The organism is Siphonobacter sp. BAB-5405, assembly GCF_002872335.1.
In the GTDB taxonomy this organism is placed as follows: domain Bacteria; phylum Bacteroidota; class Bacteroidia; order Cytophagales; family Spirosomataceae; genus Siphonobacter.
In genome coordinates this window covers 242,553-260,549 of sequence record NZ_NJAG01000005.1, presented here as the reverse complement: position 1 = coordinate 260,549, position 17,997 = coordinate 242,553, and the positions used below count along the sequence as shown (strand labels likewise).

General features: G+C 46.8%; 23 protein-coding genes. 20 read left to right on the top strand and 3 right to left on the bottom strand.

The window, feature by feature from the left end:
• The first annotated feature begins 3 nt into the window (after nucleotides 1-3).
• Nucleotides 4-174, top strand: a complete 171-nt coding sequence (locus BWI97_RS29185) for a hypothetical protein (protein WP_369826536.1) — start codon at nucleotides 4-6, stop codon at nucleotides 172-174.
• A gap of 67 nt (nucleotides 175-241) precedes the next feature.
• Here the strand turns inward: BWI97_RS29185 and trmB are convergent, their stop codons facing one another.
• Complete coding sequence (gene trmB / locus BWI97_RS05140) at nucleotides 242-970, bottom strand: tRNA (guanosine(46)-N7)-methyltransferase TrmB (protein ID WP_094816319.1); 729 nt, start codon at nucleotides 968-970, stop codon at nucleotides 242-244.
• 83 nt (nucleotides 971-1,053) lie between these two features.
• Entirely contained in the window at nucleotides 1,054-3,978 is a 2,925-nt protein-coding gene (locus tag BWI97_RS05135) for a DEAD/DEAH box helicase (RefSeq protein ID WP_094816321.1), read from the bottom strand.
• Nucleotides 3,979-4,344: 366 nt separating this feature from the next.
• Here BWI97_RS05135 and BWI97_RS05130 point away from each other — a divergent pair, with 366 nt between their 5' ends.
• Nucleotides 4,345-5,460 (top strand): serine hydrolase, encoded by a 1,116-nt coding sequence (locus BWI97_RS05130; RefSeq protein ID WP_102200249.1) that lies wholly within the window; start codon nucleotides 4,345-4,347, stop codon nucleotides 5,458-5,460.
• Nucleotides 5,461-5,508: 48 nt separating this feature from the next.
• Here BWI97_RS05130 and treF read toward each other — a convergent pair whose 3' ends face one another.
• Nucleotides 5,509-7,131, bottom strand: coding sequence for an alpha,alpha-trehalase TreF (gene treF / locus BWI97_RS05125; protein ID WP_102200248.1), 1,623 nt, complete (start codon nucleotides 7,129-7,131; stop codon nucleotides 5,509-5,511).
• Nucleotides 7,132-7,439: 308 nt separating this feature from the next.
• On the opposite strand from treF, the gene dnaN reads away from it, so the two are divergent.
• The 18 genes from dnaN (at nucleotide 7,440) to rplF (ending at nucleotide 17,929) form a co-directional block, all read left to right on the top strand.
• Nucleotides 7,440-8,564 (top strand): DNA polymerase III subunit beta, encoded by a 1,125-nt coding sequence (gene dnaN, locus BWI97_RS05120; protein ID WP_094816327.1) that lies wholly within the window; start codon nucleotides 7,440-7,442, stop codon nucleotides 8,562-8,564.
• Nucleotides 8,565-8,696: 132 nt separating this feature from the next.
• Nucleotides 8,697-9,128 (top strand): DUF255 domain-containing protein, encoded by a 432-nt coding sequence (locus BWI97_RS05115; protein ID WP_094816329.1) that lies wholly within the window; start codon nucleotides 8,697-8,699, stop codon nucleotides 9,126-9,128.
• Nucleotides 9,129-9,810: 682 nt separating this feature from the next.
• Nucleotides 9,811-10,428 carry a 50S ribosomal protein L3 gene (gene rplC / locus BWI97_RS05110; RefSeq protein WP_094816331.1) on the top strand — a complete coding sequence of 206 codons (618 nt, stop codon included), beginning with the start codon at nucleotides 9,811-9,813 and terminating at the stop codon, nucleotides 10,426-10,428.
• Between the two features lie 52 nt (nucleotides 10,429-10,480).
• Nucleotides 10,481-11,107 carry a 50S ribosomal protein L4 gene (gene rplD / locus BWI97_RS05105; RefSeq protein WP_094816333.1) on the top strand — a complete coding sequence of 209 codons (627 nt, stop codon included), beginning with the start codon at nucleotides 10,481-10,483 and terminating at the stop codon, nucleotides 11,105-11,107.
• A gap of 41 nt (nucleotides 11,108-11,148) precedes the next feature.
• A complete protein-coding gene (gene rplW / locus BWI97_RS05100; protein ID WP_094816335.1) occupies nucleotides 11,149-11,436 on the top strand; it encodes a 50S ribosomal protein L23 in 288 nt (95 codons plus the stop codon).
• An 84-nt stretch (nucleotides 11,437-11,520) separates the two neighbouring features.
• The gene (gene rplB, locus BWI97_RS05095; protein WP_094816337.1) at nucleotides 11,521-12,345 is read left to right on the top strand and encodes a 50S ribosomal protein L2; all 825 of its coding nucleotides are present in this window, start codon (nucleotides 11,521-11,523) and stop codon (nucleotides 12,343-12,345) included.
• Complete coding sequence (gene rpsS / locus BWI97_RS05090; protein ID WP_094816339.1) at nucleotides 12,345-12,623, top strand: 30S ribosomal protein S19; 279 nt, start codon at nucleotides 12,345-12,347, stop codon at nucleotides 12,621-12,623. Before rplB ends, rpsS begins: the two co-directional genes overlap by 1 nt.
• Nucleotides 12,624-12,708: 85 nt before the next feature.
• Complete coding sequence (gene rplV / locus BWI97_RS05085; RefSeq protein ID WP_094816341.1) at nucleotides 12,709-13,092, top strand: 50S ribosomal protein L22; 384 nt, start codon at nucleotides 12,709-12,711, stop codon at nucleotides 13,090-13,092.
• A 6-nt stretch (nucleotides 13,093-13,098) separates the two neighbouring features.
• Nucleotides 13,099-13,989 carry a 30S ribosomal protein S3 gene (rpsC, locus tag BWI97_RS05080; RefSeq protein WP_094816343.1) on the top strand — a complete coding sequence of 297 codons (891 nt, stop codon included), beginning with the start codon at nucleotides 13,099-13,101 and terminating at the stop codon, nucleotides 13,987-13,989.
• A 54-nt stretch (nucleotides 13,990-14,043) separates the two neighbouring features.
• Nucleotides 14,044-14,469: a 50S ribosomal protein L16 gene (gene rplP / locus BWI97_RS05075; protein ID WP_094816345.1), complete on the top strand. Its 426-nt coding sequence runs from the start codon at nucleotides 14,044-14,046 to the stop codon at nucleotides 14,467-14,469.
• Nucleotides 14,470-14,564: 95 nt separating this feature from the next.
• On the top strand, nucleotides 14,565-14,747 hold the full coding sequence (gene rpmC, locus BWI97_RS05070) for a 50S ribosomal protein L29 (RefSeq protein WP_094816347.1): 183 nt from the start codon (nucleotides 14,565-14,567) through the stop codon (nucleotides 14,745-14,747).
• 37 nt (nucleotides 14,748-14,784) lie between these two features.
• Entirely contained in the window at nucleotides 14,785-15,045 is a 261-nt protein-coding gene (gene rpsQ / locus BWI97_RS05065) for a 30S ribosomal protein S17 (RefSeq protein WP_094816349.1), read from the top strand.
• 98 nt (nucleotides 15,046-15,143) lie between these two features.
• Nucleotides 15,144-15,512: a 50S ribosomal protein L14 gene (rplN, locus tag BWI97_RS05060; protein WP_094816351.1), complete on the top strand. Its 369-nt coding sequence runs from the start codon at nucleotides 15,144-15,146 to the stop codon at nucleotides 15,510-15,512.
• A gap of 30 nt (nucleotides 15,513-15,542) precedes the next feature.
• On the top strand, nucleotides 15,543-15,875 hold the full coding sequence (gene rplX, locus BWI97_RS05055; protein WP_094816353.1) for a 50S ribosomal protein L24: 333 nt from the start codon (nucleotides 15,543-15,545) through the stop codon (nucleotides 15,873-15,875).
• A gap of 67 nt (nucleotides 15,876-15,942) precedes the next feature.
• Nucleotides 15,943-16,497 carry a 50S ribosomal protein L5 gene (rplE, locus tag BWI97_RS05050; protein ID WP_094816355.1) on the top strand — a complete coding sequence of 185 codons (555 nt, stop codon included), beginning with the start codon at nucleotides 15,943-15,945 and terminating at the stop codon, nucleotides 16,495-16,497.
• Nucleotides 16,498-16,559: 62 nt separating this feature from the next.
• A complete protein-coding gene (gene rpsN / locus BWI97_RS05045) occupies nucleotides 16,560-16,829 on the top strand; it encodes a 30S ribosomal protein S14 (protein WP_094816357.1) in 270 nt (89 codons plus the stop codon).
• Between the two features lie 76 nt (nucleotides 16,830-16,905).
• Complete coding sequence (rpsH, locus tag BWI97_RS05040) at nucleotides 16,906-17,301, top strand: 30S ribosomal protein S8 (protein WP_102200247.1); 396 nt, start codon at nucleotides 16,906-16,908, stop codon at nucleotides 17,299-17,301.
• 73 nt (nucleotides 17,302-17,374) lie between these two features.
• On the top strand, nucleotides 17,375-17,929 hold the full coding sequence (gene rplF, locus BWI97_RS05035; protein ID WP_094816361.1) for a 50S ribosomal protein L6: 555 nt from the start codon (nucleotides 17,375-17,377) through the stop codon (nucleotides 17,927-17,929).
• The last annotated feature ends 68 nt before the right edge of the window (nucleotides 17,930-17,997 follow it).

Below are 17,997 nucleotides of genomic sequence, written 5' to 3'. Positions count from 1 at the left end.
CTGATGAAAAACCGGACTACCTTGGTTATTGCTCACCGCCTGAGTACTATTCAGCACGCTGATCAGATTTTGGTATTACAGCACGGGGAGATCATTGAGCAGGGAACGCACCTTGAATTGCTGGAGCAGAAAGAAGGGATGTACCGCCGTCTGAGTATGATGCAGGGCGTATAAGTATAGCGTTAAAACAGAAGAGCGGCGAGCACATTGCTCGCCGCTCTTCTGTTTTTAAGATGGTTTCTTATTCTGAAATACTAACGATTGCCTCGGGTTCATTGATCATCAAGGCCTGTTCTTCGGCTTCGGTAAGTTTGGGCGTCAGATTGCAACTGAGGTATTTAATGCTGTATCCTTGCTCGTAAAATAGAGTTTCGTACCTGGTTTTAATACCAAAGTGCCGCATGTTGAGTTCGGATTGATATAAATCCCGAGTGTAGATCAGGTTTTCACAACCAAAGGCTTGAAGTGTCTCAAGAGTATAATCAAACAGACTATCGCTATCCGTTTTCAAGTGGAAGATACCGCCTTGCTTGAGCATACTGGCGTACATACGTAGAAAACGTGGATGCGTGAGCCGACGTTTAATATCCCGATTACGGGGCCGTGGGTCCGGAAACGTAACCCAGAGTTCATCCACCTCGTCAGGAGCAAAGTATAGTTCTACATCCTGTACGATGGTGCGGAGGAAACCGATGTTGGTGAGCCCTGCATTAATGGCCTGCTTACTGCCGCGGGCCATGCGGTCGCCTTTCATATCCACACCAACGAAATTCTTGTCCGGGAATACCTTTCCCAGTCCTACTGTATATTCACCCTTACCGCATCCAATCTCTACAATCAGTGGATTTTCATTCTTGAAAAACTGGTCATGCCAGTGGCCTTTGATGGCGTAAAATAAGGGCTTGGGTGGCTCCAGCACGTTATCGGTCTGGGCGTTATGAGCAAAAAAATGGAGTTTTTGACGTGACACGACTACCTGTAAGTTTAACCTTACAAAGGTAGAGATTACCAGAAAATTAGAACGAAAAATATTCAATCAGAGGGAGTTACTCCTTACTCCAGTAGCGACAGTACATCTTCCTTCGACAGCGATTTTACAAAGGTATCTTCGGTCGTAATCAGCTCGCTGGCCAGCCGCTGTTTGGAATGTTGAAGAGCCAGAATTTTCTCTTCCACCGTATTCTGGGAAATGAATTTGTACGTAAATACGGTCTTGTCCTGCCCGATTCGGTGAGCCCGGTCAACCGCCTGGGCTTCAATGGCCGGATTCCACCAGGGGTCCAGAATGAATACGTAATCGGCCGCCGTAAGATTTAAACCTAAACCACCTGCTTTGAGGGAAATTAAGAAAATAGGAACCTGTGCATTCGTCTGGAATAGTTCAACCTGCCCCTGCCGATCTTGCGTATTGCCGTCGAGGTACGCATAAGGAAATCCGCGTTCTTCCAGTTCAGACCTGATTAGATCCAGGTGTTTGACGAATTGGCTGAAGATGAGTATCTTATGTTTTTCGCCGACTACCGTTTCAATTTTCGCCAGTACTTCCTCCAGTTTCCCCGAACTGAACTCGTATCCTGAGTCCACCATTCTCGGGTGATTGGCCAGCTGCCGTAAACGCGTCAGACCTTGCAAAACGACCATCTGCGATTTGGCGATGCCTTCTTCTTCAATATGCTGAAGAATCATATTGCGGTAGTACGACTTTGCTTCCTCGTAAGCCTTCTCCTGTTCTTCGGACATGGCACAGTACTGAACGGATTCGACCTTTTCGGGAAGTTCCGTGGCCACCTGCGATTTATGCCGTCGCAGCATAAACGGCTTGATGATGCTGTACAGCCGCTGCGTTTTCTTTTCATCCCCCCGCTTTTCAATGGGAATCTGAAATTCATTCCGAAAGAAGGACTGACTACCCAGCAGGCCCGGATTAACAAAGTTCATCTGACTCCACAGGTCCATGGTACTATTCTCCAGCGGCGTACCACTCAGAATAAGCCGAAACCGACTTTGCAGGAGCAGCAAGGCCTTGGAAATATTCGAACCGGGATTTTTAATGGCCTGCGATTCATCCAGAATGATGTAGTGAAACGGATAACGCTGGAGCAGCTCCACATCGATCCGTACAATGCCATAAGAGGTCAGGACAACATCGTACTGATTGAACAGGTCGATGTTTTTTTCGCGGTACGTGCCGGTATATACCAGGACGCGTAACATGGGGGTAAACTTCTTGATCTCCAGTTGCCAGTTGTACAGCAAGGACGTAGGCATCACAATTAGTGACGCTTCTTTCGCCCCGTTTTCGTACTGCGATTGCAGCAGCGACAAGGTCTGTAAGGTCTTTCCCAGACCCATATCATCGGCGAGGCAACCCCCAAACTGGTATTGGTTCAGGAAGCGTAGCCAGTCGTAGCCGGCTTTCTGGTAGGGTCGAAGGGTACCATTGAGTCCCTGCGGGAGAGGGTATGCTTCAATTTCCTCGAAATCCCTGAGTTTTTCGAGTTTCCGGTTAATGATGGTAGCGGCCAGACTTTCTTCCTGCAACTCCTGCACCAGCGAAATGTGGTGTTTCTGGAGGACAAGATGATCCTGATCGTCGTGGTCGTTGGCAAAGGCAAACAGTTCGGAATATTGCGAAAACCAGGATTCAGGAATTACGGCCACCTCGCCATTCGGCAGGGTAAATTCCCGTTTTTTGTCGAGAATCAACTGTTTGAGTTGCAGGAACGGAATTTCATACTCGCCAAACCGTACAACTGCGAAGATATCAAACCAGTCACGGTTTTCGTGAATGGAAAGCTGCAGGGAGGAGTAACCCAGGAAATAACGTTTCGTATCGGTTGGACTCTGACTAATGACAAACCCCTGTTCAAGTAATGGTTCGTAATGATCCTGAATCCAGGAAAAAGCTTCCGCTTTCGGTAAGACAGCCTGTCCATTCCGTAAATGCAGGTTTCGCTCCCGTAACATCCGTATGGTTTCCTTTTCCCGAGGAATGTCCCGTTGAATTTTATGGAAAATATACTCGTCATTGCGGGTTTCCATGCTCACATTGGCTGAGGCCGTGAAGCTGTCGAACCGGAAACTATGATCGCCGTAATTGAACGATAAGGTCAGCGTAACATCCGGGTCAGTTGCTACAGCTGAAGTCGCCGAAGAACCCGCCGTAGCCGATTCAGCAACGTTTTCGCTCAGGTTTAATTGGGGCACCGGACGGAACGATTCCGAACGGATCTCAAAGCCTTTTGCGTATACATCGAAGAGTGTAATTAAGGACGATACAAATTTCCGGTAATAGTCCTCTTCGATGCTTTTGGGAATGACGATAAACTTCTTGTTAAAAAAGGGCTTTAGCTTTTTGCCATCGACGGCTGGCTTGAAATGGTACAACTTCGCATCCAACAAAAGCCAGGCCGGATCTTCGCCCAGTAAGATCGCGTCGCGGTGCTGGAACTCTACTTTTACTCCCTGATGCCGAATCGTCGGATAGTAATGCGTATTGTCGGCATTTCGCATGACATGGAAACGCACAGAAGCGGGTTCCACCGGAATGGTCACTTCTTCGCGAATGGGATTGCCATCGTTGCCCATGATGAAGACGCGTTTGTCTACCAGCAGGGGACAAATCTTAGCCCGGTGACTTTCAATATAGTTACAGATGGAATCCTGAAGATTTTTATCGCCTTTGTTTTTGTCGAATACTTTGAGAAAAAAATCAGTAGGAGTCGTTTTCTTCGAGCTAAATTTTTTAATGACTACTTCCTGCTGAATGGCATCGATAAGTTTTACCAGTTCAAAATCAGTATCGTCCAGCCGTTCAGCAAACTCATTGATATTCTTGGAGGAGATGGATTGATGCAGGAGGGTAAGTTCACCACGGTCATTTAACTGCACAATAAACGGTTCCCAAAGATAGCCCAGGTACTCGTGCTGATAGAGCGAGTAAATGAGGCAGAATGGTTGGGAGGTAGCAACTTTCATAAGTTTAAAGCGGGAAGGTCCGCTGATCAATTCGTGTATACCTACCCCCAGGAATCAGAATTCAAGAGGCAGGAATCGAGGTACGGAATGACGCGATTGTTGGAGAGTAAACAGATTCGTTTTTTGCTGAAAAGAAACAAAAACGCTCGCAATCCAACTAATTTAAAGGCAAACGAACGGCAATTTTATGATTGCTATTGAAAAAACCTAATTTTTCAATGCTTAAGTTTAGCCAAATATAAAGGCAGAAAAAAGCTTTTAAAGCTTCGTTTTTTTTGCGTTCATTGCCAGTTTTATTCATTTAGAAAACGCAACCTTAGGTAATGAAGTAGGTTTTCAAAAGCAAGAGTGTTTGTCCTCTTAACCATGGGTAGTTTAAAACAAAATCGGGCTCTAGTATGCCTATTATTTACATTGATTAGTGGTACCCTACAGGCTCAGTCTATGGCTTCGCGGCTGGATCGCCTACTGGCTCAACGGATTTCCGGCGAGGGGCCGGGCGTAAGCATTGGTGTCGTACGTAAGGGAAAGGTTTTATATGCGGGAACGGCTGGGTTGGCCCGAGCTGATACGCAGGAGAAAATCAGTTTGCGAACGACCTTCCGCATGGCCTCTGTTTCCAAACAGTTTACAGCCATGGGCATTCTACTGCTCGAACAGGAAGGGAAACTGAAACTAACGGATCCTCTAAACCGCTTTTTCCCGGAATTCCGTACAGAACTGGCTTCACGTATTACCCTGCAACATTTGCTTACGCATACTTCGGGTATTCATGATTATGAAGAGTTGATGGACAGTACCTGGCACCGGCAGATTCTGGATGAAGACGTAGTTAAATTATTACAGGATCAAACGCAGACATATTTTAAACCCGTTACCCAGTTTCGGTACAGTAATTCAGGGTTCTGCTTACTGGCCATGGTGGTTCAACGGGTGTCCGGTCAGGCTTATGGGACGTTCATGAAAGAACGACTGTTTCTGCCCCTGGGCCTAAAAGATACGTTTGTATACGAGGCTGGGAAAACGTATCCGCATCGGGCTTTGGGTTATACCGTCACGGACGAAGGAAATACGCAAGAATCCGATCAGAGCCTGACGAGTGCCACCCGGGGAGATGGTTGTGTATATACCTCGCTGGCCGACTATTTTCGCTGGTATCAGGCCTTACAGCAGGGCAAGCCCTTGGACTTGAATAAAAAATTACAGACGGTAGCTTTCGCCTTTCCCGAATTACCGGGCTCAGGATACGGTCTGGGCTGGTTTATTCAGAAAACCTCTCCTATCGAGTTATTTCACAGCGGCACGACCAGCGGTTTTAGCAACGTGGTCATTCGTATTCCTGAAAAAGATGTATTGCTGGTAATGTTCTCGAATCGGGCCAATCATCACGCATTTTTCAATGAAGTATTGACCGTACTACAAACGGAACCCGATCTAAAACCGCAAATGAATTGGCAAACCTTTCATCGCCTGACGAATTGAAAAAGGGCCGTATCTATAAATTAGATACGGCCCTCGCTTTTGCTTTTCTTACTGCTTAGGTTCGCTTTTCTTATCTTCCGCCAGTAACTTTAGAAGTACACCATTCGTCCAGCCAAAGCCATCTTGCAGCGGATATTCACCGCCGCCGCCGAGCAGGGAAGTGTCGTACACATTATACTTTTCTACCATACGGCCCGTGGCTTTGTAAACCCGGACGTTTTCTTCCACCCAAATATCCCGGATTTCTTGGGCCAGAGCCGTTTCTTTATAATTCCGCAAGCCCTGAATAGCCATCCAATGCAGGGGAGCCCAGCCATTGGGAGCATCCCATTGCTGTCCGGTTTGAACCAAGGTAGTAGTAAGCCCACCCGGTTTCAGGAAATCATCTTTTAATCGCTTTGCTACTAATCTTGCCTGATCTTCCGTAGCAATGTTAAAGAATAGGGGATACACTGCCGCCAGGGAGGCAATGGGCGTTTGCCTGGCTTCTTTGAAGTCGTAATCGTGGTAAAATCCGTCTTCCTTATTCCAGCAAAACTGCTGAATAGCCTTTTTACGCTTTTCGGCCAGGTTTTTGAAGCTTTGGCTGTGAGCCTGATCATTAATCAGCGTATAACCTTCCGCCAGCGTCATTTCCAGTTCGTACAGCAGACAGTTCAAATCCACCGGAATAATATCCGTCGTATGGATCGTTCCCATTGTCTTGCCGTCGCGGAACCAACGAGCGGTAAAGTCCCAGCCTGATTCAGCACCCGCCCGAATGTCGCGGTATACTTCTTCGGCTTTGCGACCCGTGTGTTGGGCGATGGCTACGTCTTCCTTATAGGCTTCCGGACGAGGCGTATCACTATCATCGTAATACCGATTTAACTGATAGTTACCTGGCAGACGAACTACGCGTCGGTACGCTTCACCCGGCTTCAGGTCACCCGTCTTTTTCATGTCATCCTCGTTGGCAGCCCCCATCCAGAAATAGTATTCTTTCAATAACTCGGGCAAGTACTGAGCGATAATCTGATCATTATTGCGGGTTTCAGCCAGCAATCGTACCATCAGTGAAAAATACGGTGGCTGCGAGCGGCTCAGATAGTAACTCCGGTTTCCGTTCGGAACGTGACCCTGATACCGAATGAGGTGAGCGAAGTTGGAGACCATCCCTTCAATCAGAGAGTCTTCACCCGCTTCCTGTAAGCCCAGCATCGTGAAATAGCTATCCCAGTAGTAAATCTCACCAAAGCGGCCTCCCGGTACGACATAGCTACGAGGGAGAGCCAGCAAAGATCCCTTCACTTCGCCCGTAGGCTTCCGGGTAAGGATGGGCCATAAGGCGTTGATGTGAGCTTCAGGTGATAAGGATGTATCTGAAACAAAGTGGTTATTAGGAGCATCCGGGAAGCGGAAATACTCGTTAACAAATGCCCTTAAGTCGAAGCCTTCTTTATCCTTCTGCTCTTCATAAGCCCTTAAAATCTGCTTGGCAGGAATGAGTGGTTCCGCATCAGCAAAGGTCTTGGAGTCCGGGAATAGCTCCTTCATCTGGACATCTACAAAGAGTTGTCCAAATTCTACATCAGGACTCGGGGGAGTCTGAAGTTCGGCCGGTGTACAGGCAAGTAGTAACAAGGGAATTGCTAGAATAGATAGAACACATGAACGAAGTATAAAGGGCATAGAGCTAAATAATAATGCTTAAGGGTTTTTAGAAACGTTTCTGAGTATCAGGGCAATAAAAGTAGAGAAAGCTCTACAGTGCCCCTAAAAGTGGGCAAATATCACCTATTTCTGTAAGTAACGAAGCTAGAGCTAAGATTCATATCCAAGAAGGGTAGTTAGCTGAAGTAGAAACGTACGTAAAGTTTTAGCTCTTGGTAAATAAATCTCACACCTTGTGATAAAATGTTGTACTTTCGCCCTCTAAATTATATTTTCGGGTATCCGAAAAATACATTGTTTAAACTCGTTTAAACTTCTGATAGTCAATGAAATTTATCGTCTCGTCTTCGGCATTGTTGAAACAACTGGCGGCTATCAACGGAGTCGTAGCGTCCAATCCGATTGTTCCGATTCTGGAAAACTTCCTGTTCCAACTCGAAGGGAGTCTACTTACGGTAACGGCCTCTGATTTACAGACGGTTATGATTACCGAAATAGAGGTCGAATCTTCAGATAAAGGTTCCATCGCTGTACCGGCTAAATTGCTACTCGATACGTTGCGGGGTTTACCCGAACAACCCATTACCTTCAAAATTGACGCCGAAACGTTCGGTACTGAAATCGTCTCCGAAAACGGTCGGTACAAACTTTCCGGTGAGAATCCAATTGACTTCCCGAAAGTTCCGGCGGTTAACAAAACCTTATCGATTGAGGTAGCGGCAGAAGTGTTGGGCAAAGCCATCGCGAACACGAGCTTCGCCGCCAGTACCGATGATTTACGTCCTAATATGACGGGGATGTATCTTCAACTGGGGGAAAGCAATGCAACTTTCGTAGCGACGGACGGCCACCGGCTGGTACGGTATCGTCGGCAGGATTTGCGTTCAGCCAATACCAGTACCATGATTATTCCTCGCAAGGCACTGAACCTGCTGAAGTCTTCCCTGCCTTCGGATGATACGACCGTAAAGGCGGATTTCAGTCAGTCGAACGCGTTCTTCACCTTTGGTAACATCAAGATGATTTGCCGATTGATCGACGAGCGATTCCCGGATTATGAAAACGCGATCCCCGTTAACAATCCAAATATCTTAACAATCAATCGACTCGAATTGCTGAGTTCGTTGCGTCGAATTTCTATCTACGCCAATAAAACGACTCACCAGATTCGCCTGCGAATTTCTCAGGACGAACTCGTGATCTCAGCGGAGGATCTGGATTACTCCAATGAGGCATCCGAGCGTTTGGTTTGTGAGTATAGCGGCGATGATTTGGAAATTGGCTTCAATGCAAAATTCCTGATTGAAATGCTGAATAACCTTAGCTCCAATCAATTGCAGTTGCGTTTATCGGCTCCTAATCGGGCGGGTATTCTGGTCCCCAACGATCAGGACGAAAACGAAGACATTCTGATGCTGGTGATGCCGGTCATGCTTAATACGTATGCTTAAAGATTTTCAAAGATGAAATAAAAGGAGCCTTTCGAAAGAAGGCTCTTTTTATTTGTTAATTCGTTGGATAAAAGACTTTTCACAACGAACTTCACGTTATTGATTCTGATAAATCCCTTCTTGTTTAACACGATGAAAACACTTCGACTCGTAGTAGTCCTGCTACTGACTGGACTGACCTTTCAGACCAATGCTTCGGATGAGCCTAAAAAAGAGGGAATCCAGTTTTTTCACGGTACGTGGAAACAGGCCTTAGCGAAAGCCAAAGCTGAAAACAAAATGATTTTCCTCGATGCCTATACAACCTGGTGTGGTCCCTGCAAGTGGATGCAAACCAAATCGTTTCCGAACAAACAGGTGGGGGATTTGTATAACAGCAAGTTTATCAACGTGAAACTGGATATGGAAGCGGGAGAAGGATTGAAGCTGATTGATCGCTATCCTGTAGAAGGTTTTCCAACGCTGTTTTTCATTGATTACGAGGGAGAAGTGGTACTAAAAGAAGCAGGAGCTAAAACGCCCGAGCAACTCATCACGTTTGCGAACGAAGCCATTGAGCAGTAATAAACTATTGATACATAAATAGAAGAGTCGGCAAAGAAACTTGCCGACTCTTTTTTATGGAAAAAATACAATTTAGGAAGCAAGCTATATCAGTAGGTTAGCCCCTGCTAATCAATGCTCCACGGCAACAGCTACTAGCTCATTGTGAAGCAATTAAGGCGGACTCATGCAGTGTCAAGAAAAATTTACAAAAATTTACAAAAACTTTTCCTAAACTCTTGTTTATCAAATAGAAAACCGCTTATTTTGCAACTCTGTTTAAAGATCGAACAAAAGGTCGCTGTTCCATATGGTTGGCAGAACTATAGGAACCTCTGATTATCAGACCATTGAGTTTATTTGTTCGATTGCCACGTCAATTTCGGTTTTGCCCGGTTTTGAACGTCAGAACTGTTACTGGCTCCAGTACTTGAATGCCCAGGTGCAATGGAGTTGAGTAGTAAGCTGACAGGATGCTTCTTCCCGTATCTCGGGATTTTGGATGCGTACAGGCTTTTTTAGCCTATCTGGTACGCCCCGCAAGTCTCCTCTCCGCTTTCCTTCTCGGTACGTTACTGGTTTTCAAAATTTTTCAGGGAATTTCTGTCTTGATACGGTAAACAGCAGAAAAAGCACTACTTTTGCAGTCCGTTTTCTGAGGCCCCCAGGTGGGAGAGCTGATAACCAATTAAAAATCAAGAAGATGTCTGGTATTATTGGGAAGAAAATTGGCATGACCAGCCTCTACAACGCTGACGGTTCTGCCGTAGCTTGTACGCTGATTGAAGCCGGTCCCTGCGTCGTGACGCAAGTAAAGACCGTCGAAACGGATGGCTACCAAGCTGTTCAGTTAGGTTTCGGCGAGAAAAAAGAGAAAAACACTTCCAAGCCGCTGGCTGGTCACTTCAAAAAGGCCGGTACAACTCCCAAGCGGAAGTTAGTAGAGTTCAAAACTTTTGAACAATCACTGAATTTAGGCGATACGATCGATTCTACGCTGTTTGCTGAAGGTGAATTCATCGATGCAATCGGTACGGCTAAAGGTCGTGGTTTCCAAGGCGTTGTGAAACGTCACGGTTTCGGTGGGGTAGGCGGTCAAACGCACGGTCAGCACAACCGTCAGCGTCACCCGGGTTCGATTGGTGCCTGTTCTTTCCCTTCACGGGTATTCAAAGGCCTTCGCATGGCAGGTCGGATGGGTAACAACCGCGTTAAAATCCAAAACCTGCAAGTACTTAAAGTGTATCCTGAGCAAAACCTGATCGTGATCAGCGGTTCAGTTCCGGGTGCCAAAAATTCATTTGTAATTCTTGAGAAATAGGTTCGTGTGAGTATTCACATGCCCTTCTACTCAACGTAGCACTTGACAAGAAATGGAACTGTCCGTATTTAATATTCAAGGCCAAGAAACGGCGAAGAAAGTAACACTGTCTGAGGACGTGTTTGCAATTGAGCCTAACGAGCACGTAATGTGGCTCGACGTAAAGCAATACTTGGCTAATCAGCGTCAGGGTACGCACAAAGCTAAAGAACGTTGGGAAGTTTCCCGCTCAACCCGCAAACTGATGCGTCAGAAGGGTACCGGCGGAGCTCGTCACGGTTCTTTCAAAGCTAACATTTTCAAAGGTGGTGCTCGCGTATTCGGTCCTAAGCCCCGCGATTACTCCTTCAAACTGAATAAGAAAGTGAAAAGCCTGGCTCGTAAATCAGCTCTGGCTTCTAAAGCGAAAGACGGCGTAGTAACCGTTGTCGAAAACTTCACTTTCGATTCTCCTAAGACCAAGCAATACATTTCGGTTCTGAACGCCTTCCAGGCGGGTGAAACGAAAACCCTGCTGGTTCTGCCGACGGCTGACAACAATGTATTCCTGTCAGCTCGGAATCTGCCTAAAGCCAACGTGCTGCCCGCAGATCAGTTGACTACCTACGCTTTACTGAATGCTGATCGTTTGATCATTGCTGAAGGAGCGTTAGAGAAAATCGAAGCATTATTGAACTAATCCGTTGGTCCGAAAGGCCTGGAGATTAACGACAAAAGATTATGAGCATCATCATTCGCCCGCTCCTGACTGAAAAGTCAACGGCTCAGAACGAGCAAGGAAAGTACGGCTTCGAAGTGGCTCTTACGGCCAACAAGGTCGAGATTAAGAAGGCCATCGAAAAAATGTACGGTGTGAAGGTTGAGTCAGTGAATACGGTTCGTCAAATCGGGAAGAAAAAATCTCGTAGCACGCGTACCAAAATCACGGCTGGCTTTACTTCCACCAAAAAGAGAGCGATCGTTACTGTTGCCGAAGGTGAAGTAATCGATTTCTATCAAGGCATTTAATTCAACATCCCCCTCCTCCAGGATGCGTTTTGAACAGGTTAGGCTGGCAGTGGAGGACATAGCCTGACCGTAGCAATTAATCCAATGGCAATCAAGAAGTTGAAGCCTGTTACGCCGGGAACCCGCTTTCGTTCGGCCCCGACGTTTAACGAAATTACGGCTAGCAAACCTGAGAAGAGCCTCTTAGAGCCTCTGAAAAAATCAGGTGGTCGTAACGATCAGGGTCGCCGTGCGATGCGTTACATCGGTGGTGGACACAAGCGTAAATACCGGATTATCGATTTCAAACGCGATAAACAAGGCGTTTCAGCAGAAGTAAAAACGATCGAGTACGATCCTAACCGTTCGGCTCGTATTGCGTTAGTTCAATACGCAGATGGCGAAAAACGCTACATCATCGCTCCCCAAGGTTTGACCGTAGGTCAGACGATCGTAGCGGGTGAAGGCGTAGCTCCTGAAGTAGGTAACGCATCTCCTCTGATGGCTCTGCCCATCGGTACGATTGTTCACAACATTGAGTTGAAGCCAGGCAAAGGTGGTCAGATGGCCCGTAGTGCTGGTACGTACGCTCAGATTGTAGGACGTGAATCGAAATACGTAATTCTGCGACTTCCCTCAGGCGAAACCCGTATGGTACTGGGTTCAGGTATTGCAACCGTAGGTTCAGTATCGAATGCCGACCACATGAACGAAAGCCTGGGTAAAGCAGGTCGCCGTCGTTGGTTAGGTCGTCGTCCCCGCGTTCGTGGTGTAGCAATGAACCCAGTTGATCACCCGATGGGTGGTGGTGAAGGCCGGGCTTCTGGAGGACACCCACGCTCACGTAAGGGTCTGTTAGCGAAAGGTAAGAAAACTCGCGACAAGAAGAAGGCATCCAACAAGTTAATCATTAGCAAGCGGAAGAAATAATGGCACGTTCACTCAAAAAAGGCCCCTATATTGATTTTCGCCTCTCCAATAAAGTGGAGGTAATGAATGAGTCAGGCAAGAAATCGGTTATTAAAACCTGGTCGCGTCGGTCGATGATTTCTCCTGATTTCGTGGGTCACACTTTCGCCGTGCATAACGGTAACAAGTTTATCCCCGTGTACGTGACGGAAAACATGGTAGGTCATAAACTGGGCGAGTTTGCCCCGACCCGCAACTTCCGTGGCCACGTCGCTAAAAAGGACAAAGGAAAACGATAAACCAGTTTACAGTTGGCAGTCTTCAGTTGACGGATGCGTATCGCTGGTAACTGAAAACTAAGAACAACAAACTGACAACTTAGTAATGGAAGCAATCGCAAAACTTAATAACGTCCCGACGTCGCCCCAGAAAATGCGACTGGTTGCCGATCTGATTCGCGGCCAGAAAGTAAACAAGGCATTGGCGATTTTGAAATATCAGCCTAAGTCGGGCTCTCCGCGTCTGGAAAAGTTGCTGCTGTCGGCAATTGCAAACTGGCAGGAGAAATTCGGCGAAGAAGTGAAGCTGGAAGATGCTGACCTGTACGTAAAAACTATTTTCGTAGATGGCGGTCCTTTCCTGAAACGTCTTCGTCCGGCTCCTCAGGGCCGTGCGTATCGGGTACGGAAGCGTTCGAATCACGTAACGCTTGTTGTAGCCAGCAAAGCCAAGGCAGAAGAAACTAAAACCGAAAACACGGAAGCGTAACACACCATGGGACAAAAGGTAAACCCCGTAGGTCTTCGTCTGGGTATTGTACGTGGTTGGGAATCCAACTGGTACGGTGGAAAGAACTTCGCTGAAAAGCTGGTAGAAGACGAAACGATTCGTAAATACATTGCTGCTCGTATTCCTAAAGGTGCGATCTCGAAAGTAATCATCGAGCGTACGCTGAAGCGGGTAACGCTAACCATCAACACGGCTCGTCCAGGTGTGGTTATCGGTAAAGGCGGTAACGAAGTTGATAAAATCAAAGAAGAGCTCAAGAAATTGACGGGCAAAGATGTCCAGATCAATATCTTCGAGATCAAGCGTCCGGAAGTAGATGCGAAACTCGTTGGTGAAACGATCGCTCAACAACTGGAAGCCCGTATTTCTTTCCGTCGTGCTATGAAGCAAGCGATTGCTTCGGCTATGCGGGTAGGAGCACAGGGTATTAAAGTTCGCTTGTCAGGCCGTTTAGGTGGAGCTGAAATGGCTCGTACGGAAGAGTACAAAGAAGGACGTGTCCCTCTGCATACACTCCGTGCTGACATCGACTACGCTATTTCAGAAGCTCAAACGGTATACGGAAAGATCGGTATCAAGATCTGGGTCTTCAAAGGAGAAGTATACGGTAAGCGTGATCTTTCAGTAGTTAACGCTGGTTTGAACGCCGGTGGTGCTGAAGCTCGTGGAGGTTCTGATCGCGGCGATCGTCGTGGCGGTCGTGGTGGAGATGATCGCGATGGTGGTAACCGTCGGGGTCGTGGTGAAGGTGGTGGTGACCGTGGACGCGGAAACAACAACCGTGGTGGCCAAGGCGGTGGAAACCGTGGCGGAAACAACAACCGTGGTGGCCAAGGTGGTGGAAACCGTGGCGGTGGACCAGGAGGACGTCGCTAATTAGGTTGCAAGCCCTAGTCACTAGGGCTTCAAACTCTAAAGAACTCAACGATCATGTTACAACCGAGAAGAACCAAATTCCGCAAACAGCAGAAAGGTCGGATCAAGGGTCTTGCAACGCGGGGCCATGAGATTTCCTTCGGCTCATTTGCAATCAAATCGCTGGAGCCCGGCCGTATTACGGCTCGCCAGATTGAAGCGGCTCGTATCGCTGTTACCCGTGCAATGAAACGGGAAGGACAAGTATGGATTCGTATTTTCCCTGATAAGCCTATTACGAAGAAACCTGCAGAGGTACGGATGGGTAAAGGGAAAGGTGCTCCCGAATATTGGGTAGCCAACGTGAAACCCGGAACGATTCTGTTTGAATCAACGGGTGTACCTCTGGAACTGGCTCAGGAAGCTCTCCGTTTAGCAGCTCAAAAGCTGCCCCTGCGGACGAAATTCGTAGTTCGCCGGGATTACCAGGAAGCTAACTAATTTGAGGATTTGATAATTCGACAATTTGAAATGGTTCTAGTCGAATACTACGATTTTCAAATTAGCCCTTTTCAAGTTTTCAAATTATAGCAGTAATGAAAATCAAAGACATTCGGGCTTTGAGTACGGAAGAAATCCGTCAGCAAATTGCCCAGGAAAAAGATGCATTGAGCCGTCTCAAATTTGCTCATGCTATTTCTCCAATCGAAAATCCGTTGCGTATTCGGACCTCCCGTAAGCTTATCGCCCGGTTGTTGACCGAACTTAACGCTCGCTAGTCATTGCCCGATACGGGCACAAAGCAAATTCCGAATCATGGAAGTAGAACGTAAGCTCAGAAAAGTCAGATTTGGTCGGGTGGTATCCAGCAGCATGGATAAGTCGGTGGTAGTTACCGTCGAGCGGAAGGTGAAGCACCCAATCTACGGTAAATTCCAAAAGAAAACGACCAAATTGATGGTACACGACGAAAACAATGAGTGTGGCGTCGGCGATACGATCAAAGTGATGGAAACCCGTCCCTTGTCTAAAAACAAACGGTGGCGTTTGGTTGAAATCATCGAAAAAGCCAAGTAATCAGGCAGGAGTAGGGATCGGTTTCCGTTTTTTGATGATTAGCGGATCGCTAAACTGAAAGCGGAAACTGAAAACGAAACTGAAATCTCAGCAAAGACATGCTTCAGCAAGAATCTAGATGTAGCGTAGCGGATAATAGTGGTGCCAAAGAGGTACTCGTAATCCGCGTGTTGGGCGGTACGGGCAAGCGTTACGCATCTATCGGCGACAAAGTCGTAGTAACCGTAAAACAAGCCCTCTCCTCTTCGAACATGAAGAAGGGAACGGTGTCTAAAGCCGTAGTGGTTCGTACGAAAAAAGAAATTCGCCGGAAAGACGGATCTTACATCCGTTTTGAAGATAACGCCGTCGTACTTCTAAACAACCAGGACGAACCGCGTGGAACTCGGATCTTCGGACCAGTTGCTCGCGAATTGCGTGAAAAGCAATTCATGAAAATTGTTTCGCTGGCTCCTGAAGTGCTCTAATCACTCAGGATAATCGTACGAAATCAAACAATGGAAAAGCAAAAGCAAGTGAAGCTTCACGTTCGCAGCGGTGACACGGTTTTAGTGATCGCCGGTGACGCTAAAGGTAAAACCGGCGTTATCAAGTCTGTGGATCGCGAAAAGCAACGGGCTATCGTAGAAGGTGTGAATCTGGTAAAGAAACACGTGAAACCTTCCGCGACTAACCCTCAGGGAGAAATCAAAGAAATCGAAAGTCCCATCCACATCAGTAACCTGAAAGTGGTAGACCCGAAGACGAACGAAGCCTCCCGCACCGGCCGTAAACTGAACGAAAAGGGCAAGTCTCAGCGTTTCAGCAAAAAGAGCGGTAACCTTATTTAACTAGCTTGGCGGTTAGCAGCCGTCAACACGAAACAGTGGGTCGGAAATCCACAAACCATTCGCATCAATGGCAACTCCCAGATTAAAACAAAAGTACTTTGACGAAGTAGTTTCTGCTTTGAAAGAGAAGTTCCAGTACAAATCGGTGATGCAAGTACCGAAACTGGAAAAAATTGTGATCAACAAAGGTATCGGTGCTGCCGTAGCAGATAAAAAGCTGGTTGACGTAGGGGTAGAAGAATTATCTACGATCTCTGGTCAGAAAGCGGTAGCCACGATCTCTAAGAAAGCAATTTCTAACTTCAAGCTTCGTGAAAATATGCCTATCGGAGCGAAAGTAACGCTGCGTGGCGAAAAAATGTACGAATTCCTGGACCGTCTGACGTCGATCGCTCTGCCTCGCGTACGTGACTTTAAAGGAATTAGTGACAAAGGCTTTGATGGCCGTGGTAACTATACCTTAGGTGTAAAAGAACAAATCATCTTCCCTGAGATCTCTATTGAGAAAGTACAAAAAATCTCAGGTATGGACATCACGTTCGTTACTACAGCACAAACTGACGCTGAAAGCTTAGAACTGCTGAAGGCTTTAGGAATGCCCTTTGCTGGACAAAAAAAGTAATTATTGATCCCCCGTCACTTCAGATTTCTGAAAAGGACGGGGACCAATTATAAGCAAACAAAATGGCAAAAGAATCAGTCAAAGCAAGAGAGCGGAAACGCGAACGTCTGGTAGCCAAGTACGCTGCTAAACGCAAAGCCCTCAAAGAGGCCGGTGACTTCATCGGACTTGACAAACTTCCCCGCAACGCTTCCCCTGTACGTCTCCATAACCGCGATAAGCTAAATGGTCGTCCTCGGGGTTACATGCGGAAGTTCGGTATCAGCCGTGTTACGTTCCGTCAAATGGCTTCTGATGGAAAAATTCCGGGCGTAACAAAATCGAGCTGGTAATTTTTGGTGTATCCATTTTGATTCTCTAATTTTGCGAGCCGTTTTGAAGCGGCCCGTAGCAAAATCATATTCTTTCATGGATCCGATTGCAGATTACTTGACCCGTCTGCGGAATGCCATCAAGGCTCGCCACAGAATCGTCGAGATCCCGGCTTCCAATCTCAAGAAGGAGATTACTAAAGTTCTCTTTGAGAAAGGCTATATTCAAAGTTACAAATTTGACGAAGAGGCTTCCGTACAAGGAACCATCAAAGTCGCTTTGAAATACAATCCCCTGACGAAACAGTCAGCTATCGTTAAGTTAACCCGCGTAAGTAAACCCGGTCTTCGGAAATACTCAGGTTCAAAAGAACTTCCTCGCGTATTAAACGGCTTAGGCATCGCAATTGTTTCGACGTCAAAAGGAGTTATGACGGACAAAGAAGCTCGTACCCTCAATGTAGGTGGCGAAATACTTTGCTACGTTTATTAATTAAACCAATGGAATAGCGGAGGTCAATCTTACCACTGAAAACCTCCGCTAATTCATTTTAACACTCAGTACCATGTCACGCATTGGTAAAAAAATCATTACCCTGCCTGCTGGAGTTAGCGTATCGGTTGATAAGAGCCAGGTTACTGTAAAAGGACCTAAAGGCACGTTGAGCCAAACGATTGATCCAGACATTACGGTAGAAATCGAAGGTAGCGAGTTACAAGTGGTTCGCCCTACGGAACAAAAACGCCACAAGGCTCTGCACGGTCTGTACCGTGCCCTGATCAACAATATGGTAGTCGGCGTAAGCACGGGCTACCGTACCGAAATGGAAATCGTTGGGGTAGGTTACAAAGCTTCTAACCAAGGAAACATCCTGGAATTAGCTTTGGGTTACTCTCACAGCATTTTCGTCGCTATTCCTGAAGAACTGAAGGTAACGACAGCGATGGAAAAAGGACAAAACCCTAAAGTGGTTTTGGAAGGTATTGATAAGCAACTAATCGGCCAAGTCGCTGCCAAAATTAAGTCTCTCCGTAAGGTTGAGCCTTACAAAGGCAAAGGTATTCGCTTCACGGGTGAATTCGTGCGTCGGAAAGCTGGTAAAGCGGCTGGTAAGAAATAATATTTCCAGTAGAAAGCTTCGGCTATGGCTTGAAGCTTTCTATACTCAAACGTGTGGGTCGGTAATCC